Annotated in this window: 21 protein-coding genes; 19 read left to right on the top strand and 2 right to left on the bottom strand. The window is 72.8% G+C overall.

All coding sequences use genetic code 11. The features are described 5' to 3' along the window. Positions 1 to 30 precede the first annotated feature (30 nt). From ABT129_RS14065 to ABT129_RS14055, 3 genes are read left to right on the top strand one after another with little or no spacing between them, the layout of a single operon-like run. Complete coding sequence (locus tag ABT129_RS14065) at positions 31 to 1,083, top strand: iron-siderophore ABC transporter substrate-binding protein (protein WP_351900527.1); 1,053 nt, start codon at positions 31 to 33, stop codon at positions 1,081 to 1,083. A 13-nt stretch (positions 1,084 to 1,096) separates the two neighbouring features. Then, positions 1,097 to 2,131 (top strand): FecCD family ABC transporter permease, encoded by a 1,035-nt coding sequence (locus tag ABT129_RS14060; protein ID WP_502981757.1) that lies wholly within the window; start codon positions 1,097 to 1,099, stop codon positions 2,129 to 2,131. Then, entirely contained in the window at positions 2,128 to 3,237 is a 1,110-nt protein-coding gene (locus ABT129_RS14055) for a FecCD family ABC transporter permease (RefSeq protein WP_351900525.1), read from the top strand. Before ABT129_RS14060 ends, ABT129_RS14055 begins: the two co-directional genes overlap by 4 nt. A 47-nt stretch (positions 3,238 to 3,284) precedes the next feature. Here ABT129_RS14055 and ABT129_RS14050 read toward each other — a convergent pair whose 3' ends face one another. Further along, positions 3,285 to 3,857, bottom strand: coding sequence for a histidine phosphatase family protein (locus ABT129_RS14050; RefSeq protein WP_351900524.1), 573 nt, complete (start codon positions 3,855 to 3,857; stop codon positions 3,285 to 3,287). Between the two features lie 302 nt (positions 3,858 to 4,159). Between ABT129_RS14050 and ABT129_RS14045 the strand changes: the two genes are divergently transcribed. The 15 genes from ABT129_RS14045 to ABT129_RS13975 all read left to right on the top strand — a co-directional run bounded on the left by ABT129_RS14045 (position 4,160) and on the right by ABT129_RS13975 (position 18,949). Then, entirely contained in the window at positions 4,160 to 4,387 is a 228-nt protein-coding gene (locus ABT129_RS14045) for a CbtB domain-containing protein (RefSeq protein ID WP_351900523.1), read from the top strand. A 14-nt stretch (positions 4,388 to 4,401) separates the two neighbouring features. Then, complete coding sequence (locus ABT129_RS14040) at positions 4,402 to 5,205, top strand: CbtA family protein (RefSeq protein WP_351900521.1); 804 nt, start codon at positions 4,402 to 4,404, stop codon at positions 5,203 to 5,205. 331 nt (positions 5,206 to 5,536) lie between these two features. Then, positions 5,537 to 6,682, top strand: coding sequence for a DUF6421 family protein (locus ABT129_RS14035; RefSeq protein WP_351900520.1), 1,146 nt, complete (start codon positions 5,537 to 5,539; stop codon positions 6,680 to 6,682). Beyond that, positions 6,675 to 7,808: a branched-chain amino acid aminotransferase gene (locus tag ABT129_RS14030; protein WP_351900518.1), complete on the top strand. Its 1,134-nt coding sequence runs from the start codon at positions 6,675 to 6,677 to the stop codon at positions 7,806 to 7,808. Before ABT129_RS14035 ends, ABT129_RS14030 begins: the two co-directional genes overlap by 8 nt. Continuing rightward, the gene (locus tag ABT129_RS14025; protein ID WP_351900517.1) at positions 7,805 to 8,389 is read left to right on the top strand and encodes a type 2 periplasmic-binding domain-containing protein; all 585 of its coding nucleotides are present in this window, start codon (positions 7,805 to 7,807) and stop codon (positions 8,387 to 8,389) included. Before ABT129_RS14030 ends, ABT129_RS14025 begins: the two co-directional genes overlap by 4 nt. Next, positions 8,389 to 9,642, top strand: a complete 1,254-nt coding sequence (locus ABT129_RS14020; RefSeq protein ID WP_351900515.1) for an MFS transporter — start codon at positions 8,389 to 8,391, stop codon at positions 9,640 to 9,642. The genes ABT129_RS14025 and ABT129_RS14020 overlap by 1 nt, the downstream gene beginning before the upstream one ends. After that, positions 9,627 to 10,784 carry a GNAT family N-acetyltransferase gene (locus ABT129_RS14015; protein WP_351900514.1) on the top strand — a complete coding sequence of 386 codons (1,158 nt, stop codon included), beginning with the start codon at positions 9,627 to 9,629 and terminating at the stop codon, positions 10,782 to 10,784. The genes ABT129_RS14020 and ABT129_RS14015 overlap by 16 nt, the downstream gene beginning before the upstream one ends. Next, positions 10,778 to 12,016, top strand: coding sequence for an ATP-grasp domain-containing protein (locus ABT129_RS14010; protein WP_351900513.1), 1,239 nt, complete (start codon positions 10,778 to 10,780; stop codon positions 12,014 to 12,016). The genes ABT129_RS14015 and ABT129_RS14010 overlap by 7 nt, the downstream gene beginning before the upstream one ends. Beyond that, positions 12,013 to 13,098 carry an aminotransferase class IV gene (locus ABT129_RS14005; protein ID WP_351900511.1) on the top strand — a complete coding sequence of 362 codons (1,086 nt, stop codon included), beginning with the start codon at positions 12,013 to 12,015 and terminating at the stop codon, positions 13,096 to 13,098. Before ABT129_RS14010 ends, ABT129_RS14005 begins: the two co-directional genes overlap by 4 nt. An 88-nt stretch (positions 13,099 to 13,186) precedes the next feature. Continuing rightward, positions 13,187 to 13,480, top strand: a complete 294-nt coding sequence (locus ABT129_RS14000) for a 4Fe-4S dicluster domain-containing protein (RefSeq protein WP_351900510.1) — start codon at positions 13,187 to 13,189, stop codon at positions 13,478 to 13,480. 22 nt (positions 13,481 to 13,502) lie between these two features. Continuing rightward, positions 13,503 to 15,080 (top strand): coproporphyrinogen-III oxidase family protein, encoded by a 1,578-nt coding sequence (locus ABT129_RS13995; protein WP_351900509.1) that lies wholly within the window; start codon positions 13,503 to 13,505, stop codon positions 15,078 to 15,080. A 6-nt stretch (positions 15,081 to 15,086) separates the two neighbouring features. After that, positions 15,087 to 15,368: an acyl carrier protein gene (locus ABT129_RS13990; protein WP_351900507.1), complete on the top strand. Its 282-nt coding sequence runs from the start codon at positions 15,087 to 15,089 to the stop codon at positions 15,366 to 15,368. 49 nt (positions 15,369 to 15,417) lie between these two features. Then, positions 15,418 to 15,993 (top strand): RBBP9/YdeN family alpha/beta hydrolase, encoded by a 576-nt coding sequence (locus ABT129_RS13985; protein ID WP_351900506.1) that lies wholly within the window; start codon positions 15,418 to 15,420, stop codon positions 15,991 to 15,993. Further along, positions 15,990 to 17,564, top strand: a complete 1,575-nt coding sequence (locus ABT129_RS13980; RefSeq protein WP_351900505.1) for an amino acid adenylation domain-containing protein — start codon at positions 15,990 to 15,992, stop codon at positions 17,562 to 17,564. Before ABT129_RS13985 ends, ABT129_RS13980 begins: the two co-directional genes overlap by 4 nt. A gap of 14 nt (positions 17,565 to 17,578) precedes the next feature. Then, complete coding sequence (locus ABT129_RS13975; protein ID WP_351900503.1) at positions 17,579 to 18,949, top strand: S8 family serine peptidase; 1,371 nt, start codon at positions 17,579 to 17,581, stop codon at positions 18,947 to 18,949. A 100-nt stretch (positions 18,950 to 19,049) separates the two neighbouring features. Here ABT129_RS13975 and ABT129_RS13970 read toward each other — a convergent pair whose 3' ends face one another. Further along, positions 19,050 to 20,135, bottom strand: coding sequence for a branched-chain amino acid aminotransferase (locus ABT129_RS13970; RefSeq protein ID WP_351900502.1), 1,086 nt, complete (start codon positions 20,133 to 20,135; stop codon positions 19,050 to 19,052). 115 nt (positions 20,136 to 20,250) lie between these two features. Here ABT129_RS13970 and acpS point away from each other — a divergent pair, with 115 nt between their 5' ends. Beyond that, on the top strand, positions 20,251 to 20,868 hold the full coding sequence (gene acpS, locus ABT129_RS13965) for a holo-ACP synthase (RefSeq protein ID WP_351900501.1): 618 nt from the start codon (positions 20,251 to 20,253) through the stop codon (positions 20,866 to 20,868). Positions 20,869 to 20,882: the final 14 nt, after the last annotated feature.

The raw sequence follows: 20,882 nt of genomic DNA, 5'->3' as shown, positions 1-20,882 counted from the left end.
ACCCCCCCTGCCCGGAGACAAGGAACCACCATGCCTTCTGTGTTCACCCCCCTCAGCCGTCGCGTTCTCGTGGCGGGCGCCGCCACGGTCTCGCTCGGCCTGCTGGTGACCGGATGCGGCTCGGACGACAAGAAGGACGACGCGGCGGGGTCGGCGGCCAAGGCCCCGGCGGGCGCCTTCCCCGTCACCATCAAGAGCGCCCTCGGCGACGCCGTCATCAAGGACAAGCCCAAGCGCGTGGTGACCCTCGGCCAGGGTTCCGCCGAGACCGCCATCGCCCTCGGCAACGTCCCGGTCGGCATCGAGGAGTACCCCTGGGGCAGCGACAAGTCCGGCTACCTCCCCTGGATCCACGAGGCCGTGACGAAGTCCGGCGCCACGCTGCCCAAGCAGTTCAAGGGCGGCGAGGAGCTCGACATCGAGGCCATCACCGAGCTCGAGCCCGACGTCATCCTCGCCCCCTGGTCCGGCCTGACGCAGAAGCAGTACGACATCCTCAAGGACATCGCGCCGACCGTCGCCTACCCCGAGAAGGCGTGGAGCACCAACTGGGACCAGCAGATCGAGATCGTCGCCAAGGCGCTCGGTCAGCCGGAGAAGGCCAAGGAGCTGGAGTCGAAGATCGACCAGCAGCTCGCCGACGCGGCCGCCTCCCGCCCGAACTACAAGAACGTCACGTTCTCGTACATCTACAACACCGGCCCCGGCACCCTCGGCGTCTTCAAGCCCGAGGAGCAGCGCGTCGCGATGGTCTCCAAGCTGGGCCTCAAGGTCGACCCGGTCGTCGACACCTTCAAGGAGACCGAGGGCACCGACTCGGCCCTGATCGGCCTGGAGAACGCCAACAAGCTCGCCAAGAGCGACATCGCGTTCACGTTCTACATGGACGAGAAGTCCCGCAAGACCGTCGAGGCCCAGCCCCTCTACGCGGCCATCCCCGCCGTGAAGAAGGACGCGCTCGTCTACAGCCACGACACGCCGTTCGTCACCGCCTCGTCGATGATCAACCCGCTGACGGTCCCGTACAGCATCGAGCGCTACCTGCCGATGATCGACAAGGCCGTCGCCAAGGCCGGGAAGTAGCAGCGGTCCCGAGGTGACCACACTCTCCAGCACCGGTCGAGGCCCCGCCGTGGTACGGCGGGGCCCCGCCCGGCATGTCATGGCCGCCCTCCTGTGTCTGGGCCTGCTCGCCCTCGCCCTGCTCGCCAGCGTGATGTTCGGCAGCAGGGCGACGTCCGCCGGTGACGTCCTGCGGGTCGTCACCGGCGGCGGCGACGAGTATCTCCGTACCGTCGTCGAGAGCCGCTACCCGCGCACCGCCCTCGGCGTGCTCGCCGGCCTCTGCCTCGCCGTCGCGGGCACGTTGATGCAGGGCATCACGCGCAATCCGCTCGCCGAGCCGGGGCTGCTCGGCATCAACGCGGGCGCCTCCGCGAGCATCGTCGCCGCCACCGCCTTCCTCGGCGCCTCGGGGCAGCGGGAGACCATCTGGTGGGCCCTCCTCGGCGCCCTCCTGACCGGTGTCGCCGTCCACGTCGTCGGCACCGCGGGCGGCGGGGGCGGACCGGTCCGTCTGGTGCTCGCCGGCGCGGTCCTCTCCGCGATCCTCGCCGCGTTCATCCAGGCCGTCGCCCTGTCCAACCCGCGGGTCTTCGACACCTACCGCTACTGGGTGGTGGGCGCGCTCGGCGGGCGCGGCTTCGACGCCCTGTGGGCGGTCCTGCCGTTCGCCGGGGCCGGCTTCCTGCTGGCCCTGCTGCTGGCGCCAGGACTCAACGCGATGGCGATGGGCGACGACAAGGCCGCCTCCCTCGGCATCAGTCCGGCCCGCGTCAAGGGGGCGGGGCTGCTCGCCGCGACCCTGCTGGCCGCCGCCGCGACGGCCGCCGTCGGACCCATCGCCTTCGTCGGCCTCGCCGTCCCGCACGTGGTGCGGATCCTGGTGGGCGCGGACTTCCGGGCCCAGATCCTCCTCACCTCCCTCCTCGGGCCCGCGCTGCTGCTCTTCGCCGACGTCATCGGCCGGGTCGTGATGCGCCCGCAGGAGCTCATGGTCGGCGTCGTCACCGCCTTCGTCGGGGCCCCCGCCCTGCTCTTCGCCGTCCGTCGTATGAGGGGAGCGGCATGAAGACCGCCGACCCGGCCACCGCTCCGACCGCCACCACGGGCAGCGCGGGGACGGCGGCCCGCGGGTCGCGCCCCGCGCGCCGCCGGATCCTGCGGATCGGCCCGTGGGTCGCCGTACCCGTGCGCGGCCGCTCCGTGGTCGTCGCCGCGGTGAGCCTGCTGCTGCTCCTCGTCGCGGCCGTCGCCACCCTGTCGCTGGGGCGGCTCGGCATCGACCTGCCCGATCTGCCGTCGGCCCTCGCCGGTGACGCCACCGGCAAGAACGCCTTCGTCCTCAACAGGCTGCGCGGCCCCCGGCTCGTGGTGGCCATCGCCACCGGCGCCGCCTTCGGACTGTCCGGGGCGCTGTTCCAGTCCGTCACCCGCAACCCGCTGGGCAGCCCCGACGTGATCGGGCTCGGCGCCGGAGCCGGCGCGGGAGCGGCCGCCGCCGCCCTGTTCCTGCCCGACGTCCTGCCGGTGGCCGTCGGCGCCCTGCTCGGCGCGGTCCTCGCGATGGCGGTCGTCTTCCTCTCCACGGGCACCGGGTTCCGCAGCCCGGGGCGGCTCGTGGTGGCCGGCATCGGCGTGGCCGCGATGGCGACGGCGCTGACCCAGTACGTGGTCTACGCCGTCGAGCGCGACAAGGCCAGCGCGCTGACCGCCTACATCAACGGCAGTCTCTCCGCCCGGTCCTGGGACGACGCGGCGACCATCTGGACGGTGCTCCTCGTCTGCGTGCCGTTCGCGGCGCTTCTCGCGCGGCCCCTGAGCGTCGGGGAGATGGGCGACGACCTGTCGACCGGTCTGGGCGCCCGTCCGGGCCGCACCGCGACCTGGGCGGTCGCGCTGTCGATCGTCCTGTCCGCCGGAGCCGTGAGCGTGGCCGGGCCCATCGCGTTCGTCTCCCTGACCGCGCCGCAGATCGCCAAGCGCGTCACCCGGAGCGGGGGCCCGCACCTGGTCATGTCCACCCTGCTCGGCGCCCTGCTCCTGGTCCTCGCCGACCTCGCCGCACAGCAGTTGCCGCTCTTCGACGACCTGCCCGTCGGTCTGTACACGATGGCCGTCGGCGGCGCGTACCTGGGCTATCTGCTGCTCCGTGAGTGGCGGCGCCCCGCCGCCTGACCCCCGCCCGACACGACGCCCCCCGCCGACCGGTGGGGGGCGTCGTGCTACGCGGGCCCGAGCGGGTCGCCGACGCGCAGGTTCCAGCGCCCGGCGCGTCCACTGAGGTGGACGGCGGCGAGGGGGCGGACGTCGAGGCGCCAGGCGGTCTCGTCCGGCGCCCCGAGGGCGTGGACCGTCGCGGCGCGGATCACGTCCGGTTCGGCGACGACCGTGACGCGTCCGGAGCCCGACCGCACTCCGTCGAGCCAGGCGCCGACCCGTACGCGCAGCTCGCGCAGTGACTCCCCGCCGTGCGGGGCCGCCGCCGGGTCGGACAGCCAGACACCGACCGCGGCCTCCTCGGTGGCGGCGACGGACGCGAGAAGGCGTCCCCTCCAGCGCCCCATGGCGCAGCCGGCGAGTTCGGTCACGGGTTCCGCCCGCAGCCCGAGGGCCTCGGCGGTGCGGCGGCAGCGCGCGGACGGCGAGGCGTAGGCGCGGGAGGACGGGTCGACGGCGGAGGCGAGGGACTCGGCGGCGGCGATCCCCGAGGGGTCGAGCGGGCTGTCGTCGTCGAACCCGACGTCGCGCAGCGCCCCGTTGGTCGCGGGGGAGATCAGCGTCAGCCGGACGGTCATCGGCTTCCTTCCGGGTGGGCGCCTGGGGCGGCGGCAAGGGTACCGCCGGACCGCGTCTCAGCCCGTGGGCGTACGGCAGTGATTCATGCCTCACGCTCTTGGCGACGGCCCGGGTGCGCGGTACGGTCGGGCGACATTTGAACAGCGTGACGACGGCGAGACGGAAGTCCGGTGTGAATCCGGCACGGTCGCGCCACTGTATGCCGTGGCACCCCCGAGGGTGGTGTCACGGTGAGTCAGACCCGTGGACCGTCGTCCTGCACCACCGTCAGGGACGCGAGTTCCCCGCAGGAGGTTTCATCATGGCCGAGGCTGTCGTCTCCGCTGCCGCATCCGCCCCTTCCGTGGCCGTACCGGCTCCGCTGCCCGTACGGGCCGTTCTCCCCTGGGCCTTCTTCGTCGGGCTCCTCGCGCTGATCGCCCTGTACTTCGTGGGCGCCGAGCAGGGGGCCACGTCCCTGTTCGCGGGGTCCGACGTGCACGAATGGGTGCACGACGGACGTCATCTGCTCGGCTTCCCCTGCCACTGAGAGGCGTTCCGCACATGCACGCCTCAACTGTCAGATCCCTGCTGGTCCGCGGCATGCTCGCGGGCCTGATCGCCGGTCTCTTCGCCTTCGGCGTCGCCTACGTGTTCGGTGAGCCCTCCGTGAACGGCTCCATAGCCGTCGAGGAGGCGCAGGCCGCCAAGGAGGCGCACGCCGGGCACGGCACCGCCGGCGCGGAGGCCGCGGAGGAAGAGGAGGAGGTGGTCAGCCGCCCCGTCCAGTCCACCTTCGGCCTGGCGACCGGTGTCCTCGTCTACGGCGTGGCGCTCGGCGGCATCGCCGCGCTCGCGTTCTCCTTCGCGCTCGGCCGCGTCGGCCGGTTCAGCCCCCGGGCGACCGCGGCGCTCACCGCGGCGGCGGCGTTCACCACCGTCTACCTGGTGCCGTTCCTGAAGTATCCGGCGACCCCGCCGGCGGTCGGCAACCCGGACACGATCGGGAAGCGCACCACGCTGTTCTTCCTGATGATCCTGCTCAGCGTGCTCCTCGGTCTCGCCGCGGTGGTCATCGGACGGCGGCTCGCTCCGCGCCTGGGCAACTGGAACGCGACGCTGGTCGCCGCCGCCGGTTTCCTCGTCGTGACGGGTCTCGCGTTCGCGCTGCTTCCGGCCAACGACGACGCCGTCCAGGCGGGCTTCCCCGCCGCGCTCCTCTGGGAGTTCAGGCTGGCCTCCCTGGGGGTCCAGGCCGTGCTGTGGGCGGTGTTCGGCGTGGTCTTCGGCGCCCTCGCCCAGAAGGCCCTGGCCGCCCGGGCGTCCGCCGACACCCAGGCCCCCGTCGGGGCTCCGGTCACCGGCTGATCACGGGCCCCTTCCGGGCACGACCGCCCCGCACGCCCCGGCGTGCGGGGCGGTTCCGTGTTTCCGGACGGCACCTCGCGCGCGCCGGTGCGGGCGGGCGTGCCCCGGCACGCGTTGTCGCAGGTCGAGGAGTCGACATCCCGATCTTCGAACATCCATTGTTCGGAGCCGAGTTGGAGTGTTAGCGTCCCTGGCGACCGGCAGTGCTTGACGTAGGTGTGACGAGCGGAGCCCCCGTGGCTCCGTTTTTGGGGCCATTGCTGTGGGGGGTGGAATGGGTCCGCGTACCGTTGCCCAGCTTCTGGATTTCGAACGACGGGTCGTCCCCGCCGTGGACCGCCTCAGGGCGGTGCGGAGCGGCGAGACGGAGGGGGACCCGAGCGCGGTCCTCGACGAGGTGCGCGTGGCCGTCGAAGGACTCTCCGGACTTCTGTCGGAGCGTCAGATATCAGCCACACTGGGCGACTTGGCGACCTGGGCGGAGGCCGGGTGCGAGGGCGTGCCGGAGTTCGACGCCACCCGGGACACCGTGCCGGCCCCGGCGGACGGTGAGGCCGCCGCGTACATCGGCCCTGTGATCCTTCCCAACAGCGACCGCCACGAGGTGCACATCGAGGCGTTCTCCGTGGTCCGGCAGGACCCCGACTGCACGCCGTACCTCCAGGACGTCTATCCGCACCCCAAGGCCGTCTTCCAGTCGACCCGGCTGCTCTCCGCCTCCCGGGGGCTGCGGGAGGGCAACTGCGTGGTGTTCTTCCCGGAGAACATCCCGGCGGCCGGCCGATGTACCCACCAGAACTTCGCCTGGTTCTTCTTCGACCGGCACGTCGACATCTACGCCCAGACCCTGGCGATCACGGAGCGGCTCTGCGGCCCCGGGTCCCCGTTCGCCGGTGACTCCGGCCTCGTCTCCCCCGGGATCGACCCCGAGGACGTGTACCAGGCCCGGTGCGTCTGGGGGTACATGCACGACTACTTCCACCACACCGGCCCCCGCCCGCTCGACCGGCACCTGGCGCTCAAGACGAAGTGGCGGCCCGGGCTCCTGGAGGAGCTCAAGGTCGACATGAAGTCGGCGATCGCCTGCTTCGAGGAGGACGTGCCGTACGGCCCCGTCGTCTTCGAGTACATCCTGCTCGAACGGCTCTTCCGCTACCCGGCGCAGCCCGAACCACTGCGCAACTTCGACTCCGGTACGGGCTTCGCGCTCGGCACCTGGCTCGCCGCGCACGGCCTGTTCACCGACGACGGGCGGGGGCGGCGCGCCCTCGGCTCCAAGCCGGAGATCGTGGAGTGCGTCCGCGAACTCGTCCGGCGGATCGAGGAGATCGAGACGACCGAGGACGACGACGCCTACCGGACGGGGGCGGTGGACTTCCTCTACGGGACGCTCCTGCGGAAGCCGGAGAGCAAGCCCGACCGGTACGGCGGCCCCCTGGCACCGATCGGTCTGTGGGGTTCCGAGGTCCATGTCTGAGACACCCGCGTCCGGCCCGCCCGGAGCGCCCGCACCGCCCGCCCTCGACCGGATCCTCCGGGACCCCGGTTTCTGCCGCCACTCCACCGGACGGGTCGCCGTCGTGGAGTGGGAGGCCGGGGCCGGCTGGTCGGAGCCCCGCGTCCAGCCGTACGACACGCTGCCCATGGATCCCGCGACGCTGGGGCTCCACTACGGGCAGGCCGTCTTCGAGGGCATGAAGGCCTTCCGCGGCGCGGACGGTTCGGTGTCCCTGTTCCGGGCGGCCGACCACGGTCGACGCCTCCAGCGCTCGGCCGCGCGCCTCGCGATGGCCGAGATGCCCGTCGACCTGTTCACCCGGGCCTGCGCCGAACTGGTCGCCGCCGACGAGCGGTGGGTGCCCGGCGGGTACGGGCAGAGCCTGTACGTCCGGCCGCTGCTGATCGCCACCGAGCCCGAGATGGGGCTCAGGCCCTCGCACCGCTACCGGTGCGTCTTCCTGGCCTACCCCGCCGACCCCTGTTTCGGGAGCGACTTCCGGCCGCTCGCGGTCACCGCCGCGACGGAGACGGTGCGCGCGGTACGGGGCGGGACGGGCGAGGCGAAGTGCGCGGGCAACTACGCCGCCAGCCTGCTGACCAGGACCGAGGCCCAGGCCGCCGGGTACGACGAGGCCCTCTGGCTCGACGGTCTCGAACGCCGCTGGGTCGAGGAACTCAGCACGATGAACGTCTTCTTCGTCTGGCACGGCGAGGACGGGCCCCGGCTGACCACCCCGCCGTGCGACGGCACGATCGTCCGGGGCATCACCCGCGACTCCCTCCTCGCCCTCGCCGGCGGCCTCGGCCTGCCGGCCGTGGAGGAGCCCACCGCGATCGACGCCGTCCGCGACGGGATCCGTTCCGGCGCCCTGGCCGAGATGTTCGCCTGCGGGACGGCCGGCGTGGTCGTCGCGGTGGGGCGGCTCGGAACCGCGGGCGAGGACCTGGTCGTCGGTGACGGCAAGGAGGGCCCGGTGACCGAACGGCTGCGCGGCGCCCTCCTGGACGTCCAGCACGCACGTACACCCGACACGCACGGCTGGCTGCTGCCGGTCACCGGGCCCGCAGCGGCCGCAGACGAGGGCGAGGGACGACGCGCATGAACGCCAGCACGGGGCTGAAGTCCGACCGTGACGGGACGCTGTCGGGAGTCACGAGAATCCACACCCTCGGCCCCTCCGGCACCAACCTGGAGAAGGCCGCGCACCACTGGTTCGCCGAGCGCGGTGTCGCCGGCACGGTCCTGCTCCACTCCGAGGTCGAGGACGGGCTCGACGTGATGGGCTTCGACGGCAGCGAGGCCATCCTGGCGTGCGCCGTCTACCCCCGGCTGCACGACCTCGTCTTCGGGAACCTGCACCGGCTCGAAATGGTCGACAGCTTCATCCTGGACACCCACGACATGGTCCTCGCGGGCCGCTCGGAGGGCACCGACGTCCGGACGATCGTCTCCCACCCGGCCCCCAGCTGCCTGGTGGCCGACCGGGGCGCCGTGTCCCTGGCGAGCAGCAACTCCCGGGCCGCCGCCCTGTGCGCGGCCGGGGAGTACGACGCCTGCGTGACCACGGGCCGGGCGGCCCAGGCCGAGGGTCTGCGGGTCCTGGAGAACTTCGGCCCCGTCCCGATGGTGTTCACCCTGCACGTCGGAAAGTCCGGCACCGGCTCCACGACCGGGGCGGTGTGATGCGCAGGACCCTCCGGAAGGACGCGCCGCCCGCGCGCCGCAGGCTGCCGGCCGCCTTCCAGGCCCTCATGGCGAGCGAGGCGGTGTCCTCGGCCGGCTCCCAGCTGACCCTGGTGGCCCTGCCCGTGCTCGCCGCCGTGGACCTGGACGCCTCGCCGTCGCAGATCGCGCTGCTGAGCGGCGCGCAGTTCGTGCCCGTCCTCCTCGTGACCCCGTTCGCGGGGCGGCTCGCGGACCTGCGGGACCGGGGGCCGCTGCTGTACGCGTCCCACTTCGCGCGCGCCCTCGTCCTGCTCCTGATCGTCACGCTGGCCGCCCTGGCCCTGCTGGACTACGCGGTGCTGTTCGGGGCCGCGGTGCTGCTCGGCGCGTTCACCGCGCTGTTCGACACGGCCCTCCTCGCCTACGTCCCCGACACGGTGGACACCGAGGACCTGACGCGGGCCAACGGGCAGTTGGCGGCGGTCAACGCGGTCTCGCAGACCGCCGGGCCCGCCGTCGGCGGTCTGGTCGTCTCCGGTCTGGGACCGGGGCTCGCCCTCGCCCTGGACTCCCTCTCGTACCTCTTCGGCGGTGCGGCCCTGCGGGCCCGCCGCATGCCGTCGAAGAGCCGCGCCGGCCGGGAGAGCGCTTCCATCCGGGCCGGGTTCACGGCGGTGGCGGCGTCCGACCCGCTGCGGCGCCTGGTGGCGGCCGGTTCCCTGTTCAACCTCGCCGAACAGGTCGCCCTGAGCGTGCTGTTCATCGCCGTGGTGCAGGAGGCCGAGCACTCGGTCGCCTTCCTCGGCATCGGCTTCAGCGCGGCGGGCGTCGGCAGCGTGATCGGCGCCAGGGCCACCGCGCGGTACGGCGGCGGGGACGGCGCCCGCTCCTGGGTGTGGGCGCTGCTGGTCTCGCAGGCGGCGCTGCTCGCGGCGCTGTGGGCGCTGGGCTTCGGCGTCTGGGGCGCGGCGGCCTTCCTCGCGAGCATGCTCGTGTACGGCGCGGCCATGGCGTTCTACAACGTGCACTCCCTGACCAGGCGTCAACTCGTGTCGCCCGAAGGGATGCTGGGCCGGGTGAACGCGGTGTACCGGACGTTCGCCTTCGGGACCATCCCGATCGGGGCGGGCGCCGCGGCCCTGCTGCTGCTGTTCACCTCGGCCCCGGTGGCCGCCACGCTCGTCGCGGTGCTGAGCGTCGTCGCCACCTGGGTCCTGGCCGGGGGGACGTACACGACCGAGAGGCAGGACGAGGCATGGACGACACGCTGACACCCTTCGTGGTGGGAGAGCGGTCGCGGCTCGACCCCCACGCGGCCGACGAGTCGTGGCTCGACGAGGGCGGGTTCTACAGCTCCCGGCGCTGGACGGTCTCCCAGGAGGGCGACCGCGGCTTCGACACGGCGTATCTGGTCGCCCACGACGGCCGGAGCGGCCCGACCGGCGGTCTCGTGCCGTTCCACACGGCGTCCGGCGGCGACAGCAACCCGCTCTACAACGAGGCGACCCTGCTCGGGTACACCCCTCAGGTGCAGGTCCTGGCCGGCTCGCGCACCGGGTACGACAACCGGGTGCTGATCGGCCCCGGTGTCTCCGGCGCGGACCGTGCCCCGCTCCTCGCGGCGCTCTGCGAACGGCTCCTGGAGCGGGCCGAGGAACGCGGCGCCTCGCACGTCTCCTGGTGGTACCTGCCGGAGGAGGAGGCCCGCGAACTGGCCGCGCTGCCCGGGTTCGCCACCGTCGCCACGCCCTGTCCGCCGACGGCGGTGCTCCGGCCGCGCGGCGCGGACCTCGACGAGCACGTGGCGGCGCTGCCCGCCTCCCGGCGTTCGCTGGTCCGCCGCGACCTGAAGCGGCTCGCCGCCGGCGGGTACCGGTCGCGGAGCGTGGCCGCCGACCCGGCGGACCTGGAGCGGTACGCGCCGCTCGTCTGCCAGGTCCAGGCCCGGCACGGCGAGGAGCTCAGCGAGGAGGGCGCGGTCCGCTACCTGCTCCGCTGTCTGAGCATCGGGGGCGGCGAGGACGGGACCGGCGGCGACGTGGTCGTCACCGAGGTCCTGGACGCCCGGGACCGGCCGGCCGCCTTCGCGCTCGGCATCGTCCACGGCCGGACGCTGCACATGCGGGTCTTCGGCTGCGACTACGCGGCCGGGCACGGCGCCTCGGGCGAGTACTTCGAGGCGACGGTGTACGGCCCGCTGCGGCTCGCGCTGGAGCGGGGGCTCGACGCCGTCCACCTCGGTGTCACCTCGTACCGGGCGAAGTCGCTGCGCGGCGCCGAACTCCAGCCCCGCCGCACCCTGTTCATGTCCCGCCCCGACCGGCGACCGCCCGTTCCCGCCCCCGACTGGGGATTCCTCGGGGACGACGAGCGGTTCCTCGCCGGAGCGTCGTCGGAGGTCCTGCCGTGCTGATCGTCGTCCAGCCCCTGTCGGCGGGGGTCCGGCTCGCCGCCCGGGTGGTGGAGTCCGGGGTTCCCTGCCTGATCCCCACCCAGTTCCCCGAGCTGCTCCCCCCGGAGGTCCGGGCGGCCGCGACCGTCGTCGACTGGCGTCCCGACCGGGGCGTGCCGGAGCTGCTCCGGCTCGTCGAGGAGTCCGGCGCCCGGCCCACCGGGGTCGTCGCGGGCTTCGAGTACGCGGTGCCGGAGAGCGCCGAGCTGGCCAGGGCCCTCGGCCTCCCGGCGCTCGGCGCGGACGCGGCCGAGGCCGTGCGGCAGAAGGACGTGATGCGCCGCTGGTGCGCCGAACGGGGTGTCGCGTTCCCCCGGTCGGCGCTCGTGGAGCCCGGGTCCGAGGGTCCGTGCCCGCTGCCCTTCCCGGTGGTCGTGAAGCCCGTCGACTGCGGCGGGAGCCTGATGGTGAGCCTCTGCCGTGACGAGGAGGAGTACGGGCGCGCCCGCGCGACCGTGCACGGCCCGGGCGAGGTGAGGTTCCATCCCAACCCGCGCCGGGCGGCCCTGGTGGAGGAGTACGTCGAGGGGCCGGAGTTCTCGCTGGACGGCTGGGTGGACGTGGACGGCCCGCACCTGGCCAGCGTCACCACCAAGTTCCTCTCCGCGGAGCCGGACTTCTTCGAGATGGGGCACATCGCCACCGCGCCGGACGGGTCGCCGCACGGCGTGCTCCTGGAGGAGTTCGCCCGGCGGGTCGTCAAGGCCTTCGAGCTGTCGGTGGGCCCCTTCCACATCGAGACCCGGATCGTCCGCGACCGGGGGCCGGTGCTGATCGAGGTCGGCGCCCGGCTCGCCGGGGACAACATCCCCGAACTCGTGCTCGCCGGGCCCGGAGTGGACCTGTGCGCCGCGGCGGCGGACGCCGCCCGGGGGCTGCGGCACGAACCGGGTCCGCTCTCCCCGGTGAGCGCGGGCCTGGCGTTCGTCACCACCGACCGGCCCGGGACGTTCGCCGGGACGCTGACCGGTGCCGAGCCGTTCACCTCGGCCCCCGAGTTCCGCGAGCTGGTTCCGGAGGCGGAGCCGGGCGCGGTGCTCGACCCCGGCGACATCTTCAGCAACCGGGTCGCCCGTATCCACTTCGAGGGAGCCCTCGACCGGGTCGAGCGTCTTGTCGCCTCGGTCATCGGAGACGTCAGGGTCGACGTCGAGGGCGTCGACCTCAAGGACAAGGAAGGTGTCCGCGCATGAGCAACGAACTGGTGGTCACACCCACCGCCACCCCCCGCACGCGGCCGGAGGCGGACGGGTCGACCGTGCCGGTCCTCACCGATCACGCCTTCTTCATGCGGACCGGGAAGCGCCGTACCTGGCAGGGTCTCACCGTGGCCGACCGGGACGCGATCCCGGCGCTGCGGCCCACCGCCGCCGCCGTGCTGGCCGGCCAGACGGTCGTGGACACGTTCACGGCGTACCGGACGGAGGACGGCACCGTCGCCGTGTTCCGCCCGGACAGCCACGTCAAACGGCTGAACAACGGCGCCCGCCGCCTCGCCCTGCCGCAGGTCGACTTCGACCGGGTGTGGAGCTCCGTGCGCGCCCTGGTCGAGCTGGACCAGGGGTGGCTCCCGGCGGAGGCCGGCGCGGCCCTGCACCTGCGCGCGGTGCTCGCCGCCGACGGGGCGGGGCTCGCCCCCTCCCCCGCCGACGACTGCCTCTTCTACGTCCTCGCCTCCGTCGCCGACCCCGCCGCGGCCGGCAGGCCGGTCCGGGCGATGGCGCTCGACGGATACGTCCGGGCCTGGCCCGGCGGCACCGGTGACGTCAACGACGCCGGGTCGCTGGCGGCCGGCGTGGTGCCCGGCGAGGTCGCCGCCAACTACGGGTACGACCACGTGCTGTGGCTCGACGGGCCGCAGGGCCGCTTCGTGCAGCAGATCGGTCACCTCAACGCCTTCTTCGTGATCGACGGGGTGCTGACCACTCCGGCCCTCGACCGTTCCGTCCTGCCCGGTGTCACCCGCGACTCCGTCGTCAAGCTGGCACGGGACTCCGGGACGCGGGTCGTCGAGCGGCCGGTGGAGCTGGCGGAGGTCCTCAAGGGCATCGCCGACGGCACCGTCACCGAGGCCTTCGCCACCGGCACCGAGGCGGGCGTCGCGCCGGTGACCGCGCTCGGCCACCAGGGCGAGGAGTACCGGTTCGCCTCCGGGGAGGCCGGTCCCGTGACCGGTCGGTTCCGCGAGCTGCTGGACGGCATCCACCGGGGCGGGGCGGTCGACCGCTTCGGCTGGATGCGCCGGCTGACCGAGGTCGCGCCGATCCACGCGTGAGGGCGTCACACCCCCTGTGACACGAGCCGGCGGAGAACGCCGGAAACGCCGGAACGCCGGAAACACAGAGCGCGGAGGTACCGAGAAGATGGCGTACGTCGTCACCGACGAGTGCATCGGCTGCAAGTACACGGACTGTGTGGACGTCTGCCCCGTGAGCTGTTTCCACGAGGGCCCCGAGATGCTCTACATCAACCCCGAGGAATGCATCGACTGCAACGCGTGCGTCGCCGAGTGCCCGCCCGAGGCCATCTGGGCGGACGTCGACCTGCCGGAGGAGAAGCTCCAGTGGATCGAGATCAACGGAGAGATGAGCGCCACGTACCCGGTCCTCCACGAGAGCCGGGGTCCCCACGGGGAACCCTCCAGCCAGCCTTCCTGATCAGAGAGTGGGAGCCGAGGCCATGACGACCCAAGTCGAGAACCCCTTCATGCTCGGGCTCGACTCGAACTTCTATCTGAAGGACGAGTTCGAGAGCCCCGAGAAGCGCACCAACGTCACGTGGTTCTACCCCAAGATCTGCGCCTTCCAGGACTCCCTCGACGACGAGGCGAAGAAGGCCGAGTACTTCTCCTTCCTGGACCGGCAGTCCCACCCCGAGCAGACCGACATCCTGCTCTACTTCCACATCCCGTTCTGCGAGGCGTTCTGCAACTTCTGCGCGTGCTTCAAGGAGTCCGCGGCGAAGTACCAGGGCGAGCGGCAGAAGCGGTTCGTCCAGGCGATGGTGAAGGAGATCGAGCGGAACGCGCGCTCGAAGTACTTCCGGGGCACGAAGATCAAGTACGTCCAGTTCGGCGGCGGCACGCCCTCCGCGCTCGAACAGGACTCGATGGCCACCATCCTGGAGGCCGTGCACCGCGAGTTCGACCTGAGTGAGGTCGACGGCATCTCCCTGGAGGGCAGCCCGCTCGGGCTCTCCAAGGACGGCTACATCGAGATGCTGAAGTCGCTCGGCATCACCCGCATCTCCTTCGGCGTGCAGACGCTCGACCCGGAGATCCGCAAGAAGCTCACCATCAAGGCCACCGTCGAGCAGGTCCACCAGACGGCCGAGAACATCCGCAAGGCCGGCATCCGCACCTTCGCGCTCGACCTCATGTACAACCTGCCGGGGCAGGACGACGAGGTGCTCGCCAAGGACCTCCACGGCATCTGCGCCGAGCTGCGCCCCAGCTTCGTGCAGACCTACCGCTTCAACCAGTGGGAGGGCACCCGGCTCGACCAGCAGATCCGCGCGGGCAAGGTCGCCGACGTCAAGCCCTCGGGCGCGATCGAGCGCGAGCAGTACCGGCAGATCAAGCAGGGGCTCGCGGACTACGGCTACGACAAGCAGCTCCTGATCAACTTCTTCACCCACCTCGACGACGCGGGTGAGATCGGCCTCAACCACGCCTGCGGCGGCAACGGTTACCGCGCCAGCTACACCCTCGGCATCGGTCCGGCCGCCGAGAACTACATGGGCGAGCGCAGCTACCGCAACCACACCGACGTCGAGCGGTGGATGCGCGAGGTCGAGGCCGGGATCATCCCCATCGAGCAGGGCCGCATCTGCAGCGAGGACGAGGTCGAGAACCGCGTCATGGTCTTCTTCCCGGTCTTCGGGACCGTGAAGAAGGCGGACGTCGCCAACTTCGAGAAGTACCGGCGCGAGGTCGACTGGCTGGTCGAGGGCGGCTACGCGGAGGAGACCGACGAGGACCTGACGCTCACCCAGGTCGGCCGGGAGAACGCCGGCAACATCGCGTTCCTCTTCTACTCGGACGAGGAAAAGGCGCGGGCCCGCCGCACCATGTACCTCTCGCTGAAGAACAAGCGCAACCCGTTCCACCAGGACGCCCAGAACATCCCGCGGACCCCGCTCTTCCTGCAGACCCGCCCGAAGACGGCGGACGAGGCCGCCGCCGGGGCGAAGACGCCGGGCGAGGGCGCCCCGACGACGACGCCGGCCGAGGGCACCGCCGCGCCCGAGAGGAGCTGACCGACGGTGAGCGACCGCAAGACCCGGGCGGACATCGAGGACGACCTCCGCGAGGTCATCGCCGAGATCTTCCCGCACCAGCGGGTCGAACTCTCCTCCGGGACCCCGCTGTTCAACGGCGGGCTCTCGCTGAACTCGACCCAGATGATCGAACTGACCCTGGCCTTCGAGACGTTCTACGACATCGAGCTCGAACCGGAGCTGCTGACCGTCGAGAACTTCGCGACCCTGGGTTCGCTCTCCGAGCTGCTCGAAGAGCTCCTGGACGACGAGGTGTCCCCTGTCTGAGATCTCCACGACGGGGCCGGGCGCGGTCCGGCCCCGTTCCCGGGCGGACGTGCGGATCGTACTGATCCACGGGAACGCCGGGGCGAGCGTCGAGGGCATCTGGTTCCCGTACCTCAGACGGGAACTGGAGGCCCTCGGCCACCGGGTGGTGGCCGAGACGTTTCCGGACCCGATCAAGGGCCGGATGCGGTTCTGGCTGCCGTACCTCACGGACGTGATCCGGCCCGACGAGAACACGGTGATCGTCGGGCACTCCTCCGGCGCGCTCACCGCGTTCCGGTACGCGGAGACGGCGCCGCTGCTCGGTACGTTCGCCGTGGCCGGCCACCACACCGACTGCGGCTTCGAACTGGAGCGCCGCAGCGGCTTCTTCGACCGGCCCTGGGACTGGGACGCCATCCGGGGCAACCAGCGCTTCATCGCCCAGTTCCACTCCAGGGACGACCCCTGGGTCCCCTTCGAGGTCGCCGAGGAGCTGCACGGGCTGACCGGGAGCGACCTCACCGTGATGGACGGCATGGGCCACTTCGGCTCGTACGACCAGAAGATGGAGACGTTCCCGGAGCTGCTCGACGCCGTCCACCGGCGCCTGGAGTCGCCCCTCACCTGGCAGGAGGACGGATGACCGGGCACCCGGACGGCGGCGGCGTGCCGCTGTTCGCCGACGAGATCCTGGAGCGCCGCCGCGCGAGCGACGCCACGGCCGTGGTGGCGCTCGACACCGGGGAGACGGTCACCTACCGGACGCTCGCGCGGCGGACGCAGACGCTGACCGATCTCCTGGCCCGCCTCGGCGTCGGCCGGGGCTCCACGGTCGCCATCGTGATGGACAAGTCGGTCGCCTCGGTGACGGTCATGTGGGCGGCGCTGCGGCTCGGTGCCCGGTACGTGCCGGTGGACGAGTCGCTGCCGGCCGCCCGGATCGCCCTGCTGCTCGGCCTGTGCGAGCCCACGGTCACCCTGGTCCACCCCGAGCACCGGGGGCTGCTCGACGGGGCGCCCGCGGGCAGCGTGGTGACCGTCGGGGACGGCGCCGGCGACACGGGGTGGGATCCGGCCGCCGAGAGCGACGTGCGTCCGGCCGGCCCGCCGGACCGCAGCCCCGAGGACCACGCGTACGTCGTCTTCACCTCGGGCTCGACCGGCTCCCCCAAGGGCGTGGTGATCAGCCACCGCTCGCTGTGCGCCCTCCTCGAAGGGGTGCAGAAGGTGGTCGGCTTCGAGGACGGCATGCGCTTCCTCAACGTGGCGCCGCTCTTCTTCGACGCCTCGGTCGTCGACCTCTGGTCGACCTTCCTGGTCGGCGGCTCCGTCCATCTGCTGCCCCGGCTGCGGATGGCCACGCAGATCACCCGGGCCGTCGAGGAGTGGCGGATCACCGACACCCTCCTCGTCCCCTCGGTGATCCGCATGCTGGTGGGCCGCTTCAGCGACGCCGGCCGGCGCGACCTGACCTCGCTGCGGAGGCTCTGGTTCGGCGGCGAGTCCTGCCCGGTCCCGGTGCTGCGCGCGTTCGCGGCGATGGCGCCCGGCCTCACGTACGTGCACGGGTACGGGCCGACCGAGACCACCCACAGCGCGACGCTCTTCCTCACCGACGACATCGCCGGGTACGAGGAGGAGTTCCTGCCCATCGGCGGCCCCCTGCCGAACGTCGACGTCCTCGTCGTCGACGACGAGCTCCGGCCCGTCCCGGACGGCGGGACCGGGGAACTGCTCATCGGCGGCCCGCAGGTGATGGTGGGGTACTGCGGCGAACCGGACCGCACCGCGCGGGCGGTCGTGGAGCTGCCCGGCCCCGCCGGGGGCCGCTACTACCGCTCCGGCGACTACGTCCGGCGCCGGGAGGACGGCGCGCTCGTCTTCCTGGGCCGCCGCGACGACGCCCTCAAGATCAACGGCAACCTCGTCCATCTCTCCGAGGTGGACGCGGCCACCCTCGCCGTGGCGGGGGTGACGGACTGCTGCGCGGTCCCGGCCGAACACCCCGTGACGGGGAAGGCCATCACGCTCTTCGTCCTGGGCCGGGGGGACGGATCCGGCCCCGACGAGACCGAGCTGCGGCGGGAACTGGCCCTCCGGCTGCCCGGCTACATGCTCCCCGCCCGGATCGACTTCCTCACCGACGAGGACGTGAACCTGACCCCGTCCGGCAAGCTCGACCGGCACCGCCTGCGGGCGCTCGCGAACGGCTGAAGGGAAGGCACCGCATGGTGGAGGAGGAGCTCGCCCGCTTCGAGCGGCGCGGGGTCGTCACCGTCGTCCCCCGCTCGGCCACCGGACTCCGGATCGGCTCCGATCCCGCCCAGCTGCTGCGCCACCCGGTGGAGGAGTTCCTGCCCGCCCCCGGGGTGGTGGAGGCGCTCGCCGACGCGTTCACCGGCGAGGGGCTGAGCGTGGAGGCGCGGACGGAGGTCGGACTCACCGTCTCCGGGGAGAACACCCTGCTCGCGGAGGTCTTCGGCAGCCCCGTCCTGCCCGTACGCAACAAGTACATCCGGGGGTCGGTGCGGTACGAGCTGAAGGCACCGCGCGCCCTGCGCTCACGTGTCCGTCCCGAGCTGGTCGCCGAGGCGCGGGCCCCCCGTTCCGGCTTCGAGCTGACCGTCGCCGCCGCCCCGCCGCTGCCGCCCACCGACCGGTATCTGCGGCTGCCCGGGGACGCCGTCCGCGTGGCCGGCGCCGTGCCGCTGCACGCCGCCGGAATCCGGGGCGAGGGGGTACGGGTGGTGATGGTCGACACCGGCCTGTACGCGCATCCGCACCACCGCGCGCACGGCTACGCGACCTCCGTGGTGCCCGCCGTCGCCGGCCTCGACCCCGCCGCCGACGAGCGCGGACACGGCACCGCCATGTCGGCGCTGCTCCTGGCGGTCGCTCCCCGGGCCGAGCTCACGATGGTGAAGATGGCGAACGAGGCCTTCTCCTTCCCGCTCGCCGCGTTCCAGCGGGCGGTGGAGCTGGCACCGGACGTCATCTCGTGCAGCTGGGGAACCCTGCGGGAGGAGCCCCAGCTGCACCTGGAGGTCGCCGACGCGGTCCGGCGGGGCATCACCGTCCTCTTCGCCGCGGGCAACGGCTCCACCGACCGGCGCACCGCGATGTTCCAGTCGGTGGCCACCCCGGGTGCCCTGACGGTCGGCGGGGTCCATGTCGGCCCCGACGGCGCGCGGCGCGCCTCCGACCTGGCGTCGAGCTACCGCTCGGCGGTCTTCCCCGGCCGGAGCGTCCCCGACCTGTCGGGCCCCTGCGGGACGCTTCCGCACGGTGACTACATCGTCTTCCCGACCCAGCCGGGCTGTCTGTTCGACCGCCGCAACAGCGCCTACGACGGGACCGCGCCGGACGACGGCTGGCTGGTCTCCAGCGGGACCTCGGGCGCGACGGCGTACGCGGCCGGAGTGGTGGCCCTCGCCGTGCAGCGGGGGGTGGGCGGGGGCCGCGCCCTGCGGGCCGGGGACCTCGCGGACGCCTGCCTGCCGGTCACCGGGGGAACCACGTCCACCGGGGACGACTGCGGGGGCGTCTGCCCGAACGACGCGGTGGGCCTCGGTCTGCTGACGGCGGGGCCCCGGGGCTAGGGCCTGTCGTCACCTTCCCGTCGCCGGGAGGGCGGCCCCGCGGCGTCTGGTGCGGGCCGCACCGCGTGCCGCGTGCGGTCCCGGGCGTTCCGCCGGTCGGTCAGACGAGCTTCCGCATCCAGCCGTGCGGGTCCTCCGCACGCCCGAACTGGATGTCCACCAGACGGCGGCGCAGCCGCATCGTCACCGAGTCCTCGGCGCCCGTGTCCGGGGCGACGACCTCGCCGTCGTGCCAGACGAGGCGCCCGACGGGGGTCACCACGGCGCCGGTGCCGCAGGCGAAGACCTCACGGATGGCGCCGGTCCGCGCGCCCTCCTGCCATTCGGTGATCTCGACCGCCCGCTCCTCCACGTCGAGCCCCATCTCCTTGGCGAGGGCGAGGATCGACGCGCGCGTGACCCCCTCCAGGATGGTGCCCAGCTCCGGGGTGACCAGGCGCCCGTCGTCCGTGACGAAGTACAGGTTCATGCCGCCGAGTTCCTCGACGTACCGGCCCTCGGCCGCGTCGAGGAAGCAGACCTGGTCGCAGCCGTGCTCGCCGGCCTCCAGCATCGGCGCGAGGCTGGCCGCGTAGTTGCCGCCGCACTTGGCGGCGCCGGTCCCGCCGCGCCCGGCGCGGGTGTAGTCCGTGGAGAGCCAGATCGAGACCGGCTTCACTCCGCCCGAGAAGTACGGGCCGACCGGCGAGGCGATGACCATGTACGTGACCTCGGCGGCGGGCCGCACGCCGAGGAAGGGCTCGGAGGCGAACATGAACGGGCGCAGGTAGAGGCTCTGTTCCTCGCCGGTCGGCACCCACACCCGATCGGCCCGGACGAGTTCGGTGACCGAGTCGAGGAAGGCGGGCAGCGGGAGTTCGGGGAGGGCGAGGCGCCGGGCGGAGCGCACGAACCGCTCGCCGTTGGCCTCCGGGCGGAAGGTCCAGACGGAGCCGTCCGCGTGGCGGTAGGCCTTCATGCCCTCGAAGATCTCCTGCGCGTAGTGCAGGACGGCGGCGGCGGGGTGCATGGGGACCGGCGCGAAGGGGACCACGGCGGCGTCGCTCCAGCCGCCCTCCGCCGTCCACACCGCGCGGGCCATGTGGTCGGTGAAGTACTGGCCGAACCCGGGGTCGGCGAGGATCTCGGCGCGCCGCTCGGGACTCGCGGGAGTGGGGTTGGACTGAAGCGTGAACCGCAGACTCATCGCGGGGACCCTCTCGGTCGGCGCTCGGTGACGGCGCGCGCGTGCTCCATCATGGGTGACGGCTCGGCACCTTATCGGCCGATCGCTCGACGGAGCAAGAGAGTTGGATCTTGGGATGATGATCGGTTCGGTGGACGGCGGAGAGACCGCCGGGACGGTCGGCGAGAGGGCCGGCGAACAGGCGCCCGGGCCGGCCGACACGGCGCCCGGAGCGGCCGGGGCCGGGCCGGGGGCGGTAGGCGCCGGGCCGGGGACGGAGGGCGCGGGGCCGGGAGGAGTGGGCGCGGGGCCGGAGACCGGGTGCGGGGCCGTCGCTGAGGCCACGGTCGCCGCCGCGTCCGGGCTGGTCGGCAGGCGGGTCCTCCGGGTGGGCACGGACCTGGTGGAGGTGGACGAGATGCGGGCCGTCCTGGCCCGTCAACCGCGTTTCGCGGCGCGGGTGTTCACCCCGGGCGAGCGCGCCTACTGCGACATCCCCGCGGACTCGGCCGAGCGGTACGCCGTACGCTTCGCCGCCAAGGAGGCGGTGCTCAAGGCGCTGGGTGTGGGCCTCACCGGTTCGGTCCTCACCGAGATCGAGGTGGTGCGCGCCCCGTCCGGGAGCCCGTCCCTCCGGCTGACCGGCCGCGCCGCCGCGCTGGCCGAGGAGACGGGGATTCGGTCCTGGCTGATCACCCTCACCCACACCCGTACCCTCGCCCACGCCTTCGTGGCCGGGCTCCGGGAGGAGTGAGCCGGGCGGGGCCC

The organism is Streptomyces sp. NPDC002057, assembly GCF_040296665.1.
In the GTDB taxonomy this organism is placed as follows: domain Bacteria; phylum Actinomycetota; class Actinomycetes; order Streptomycetales; family Streptomycetaceae; genus Streptomyces.
This window is presented reverse-complemented; position numbering and strand designations above follow the sequence as displayed.

Coding starts and splice junctions, on each gene's coding strand:
- ABT129_RS14065 (WP_351900527.1), top strand. CDS start 31: ATGCCTTCTGTGTTCACCCCCCTCAGCCGTCGCGTTCTCGTGGCGGGC.
- ABT129_RS14055 (WP_351900525.1), top strand. CDS start 2,128: ATGAAGACCGCCGACCCGGCCACCGCTCCGACCGCCACCACGGGCAGC.
- ABT129_RS14050 (WP_351900524.1), bottom strand. CDS start 3,857: ATGACCGTCCGGCTGACGCTGATCTCCCCCGCGACCAACGGGGCGCTG.
- ABT129_RS14045 (WP_351900523.1), top strand. CDS start 4,160: ATGGCCGAGGCTGTCGTCTCCGCTGCCGCATCCGCCCCTTCCGTGGCC.
- ABT129_RS14040 (WP_351900521.1), top strand. CDS start 4,402: ATGCACGCCTCAACTGTCAGATCCCTGCTGGTCCGCGGCATGCTCGCG.
- ABT129_RS14030 (WP_351900518.1), top strand. CDS start 6,675: ATGTCTGAGACACCCGCGTCCGGCCCGCCCGGAGCGCCCGCACCGCCC.
- ABT129_RS14025 (WP_351900517.1), top strand. CDS start 7,805: ATGAACGCCAGCACGGGGCTGAAGTCCGACCGTGACGGGACGCTGTCG.
- ABT129_RS14020 (WP_351900515.1), top strand. CDS start 8,389: ATGCGCAGGACCCTCCGGAAGGACGCGCCGCCCGCGCGCCGCAGGCTG.
- ABT129_RS14015 (WP_351900514.1), top strand. CDS start 9,627: ATGGACGACACGCTGACACCCTTCGTGGTGGGAGAGCGGTCGCGGCTC.
- ABT129_RS14005 (WP_351900511.1), top strand. CDS start 12,013: ATGAGCAACGAACTGGTGGTCACACCCACCGCCACCCCCCGCACGCGG.
- ABT129_RS14000 (WP_351900510.1), top strand. CDS start 13,187: ATGGCGTACGTCGTCACCGACGAGTGCATCGGCTGCAAGTACACGGAC.
- ABT129_RS13995 (WP_351900509.1), top strand. CDS start 13,503: ATGACGACCCAAGTCGAGAACCCCTTCATGCTCGGGCTCGACTCGAAC.
- ABT129_RS13980 (WP_351900505.1), top strand. CDS start 15,990: ATGACCGGGCACCCGGACGGCGGCGGCGTGCCGCTGTTCGCCGACGAG.
- ABT129_RS13975 (WP_351900503.1), top strand. CDS start 17,579: ATGGTGGAGGAGGAGCTCGCCCGCTTCGAGCGGCGCGGGGTCGTCACC.
- ABT129_RS13970 (WP_351900502.1), bottom strand. CDS start 20,135: ATGAGTCTGCGGTTCACGCTTCAGTCCAACCCCACTCCCGCGAGTCCC.
- acpS (WP_351900501.1), top strand. CDS start 20,251: ATGATGATCGGTTCGGTGGACGGCGGAGAGACCGCCGGGACGGTCGGC.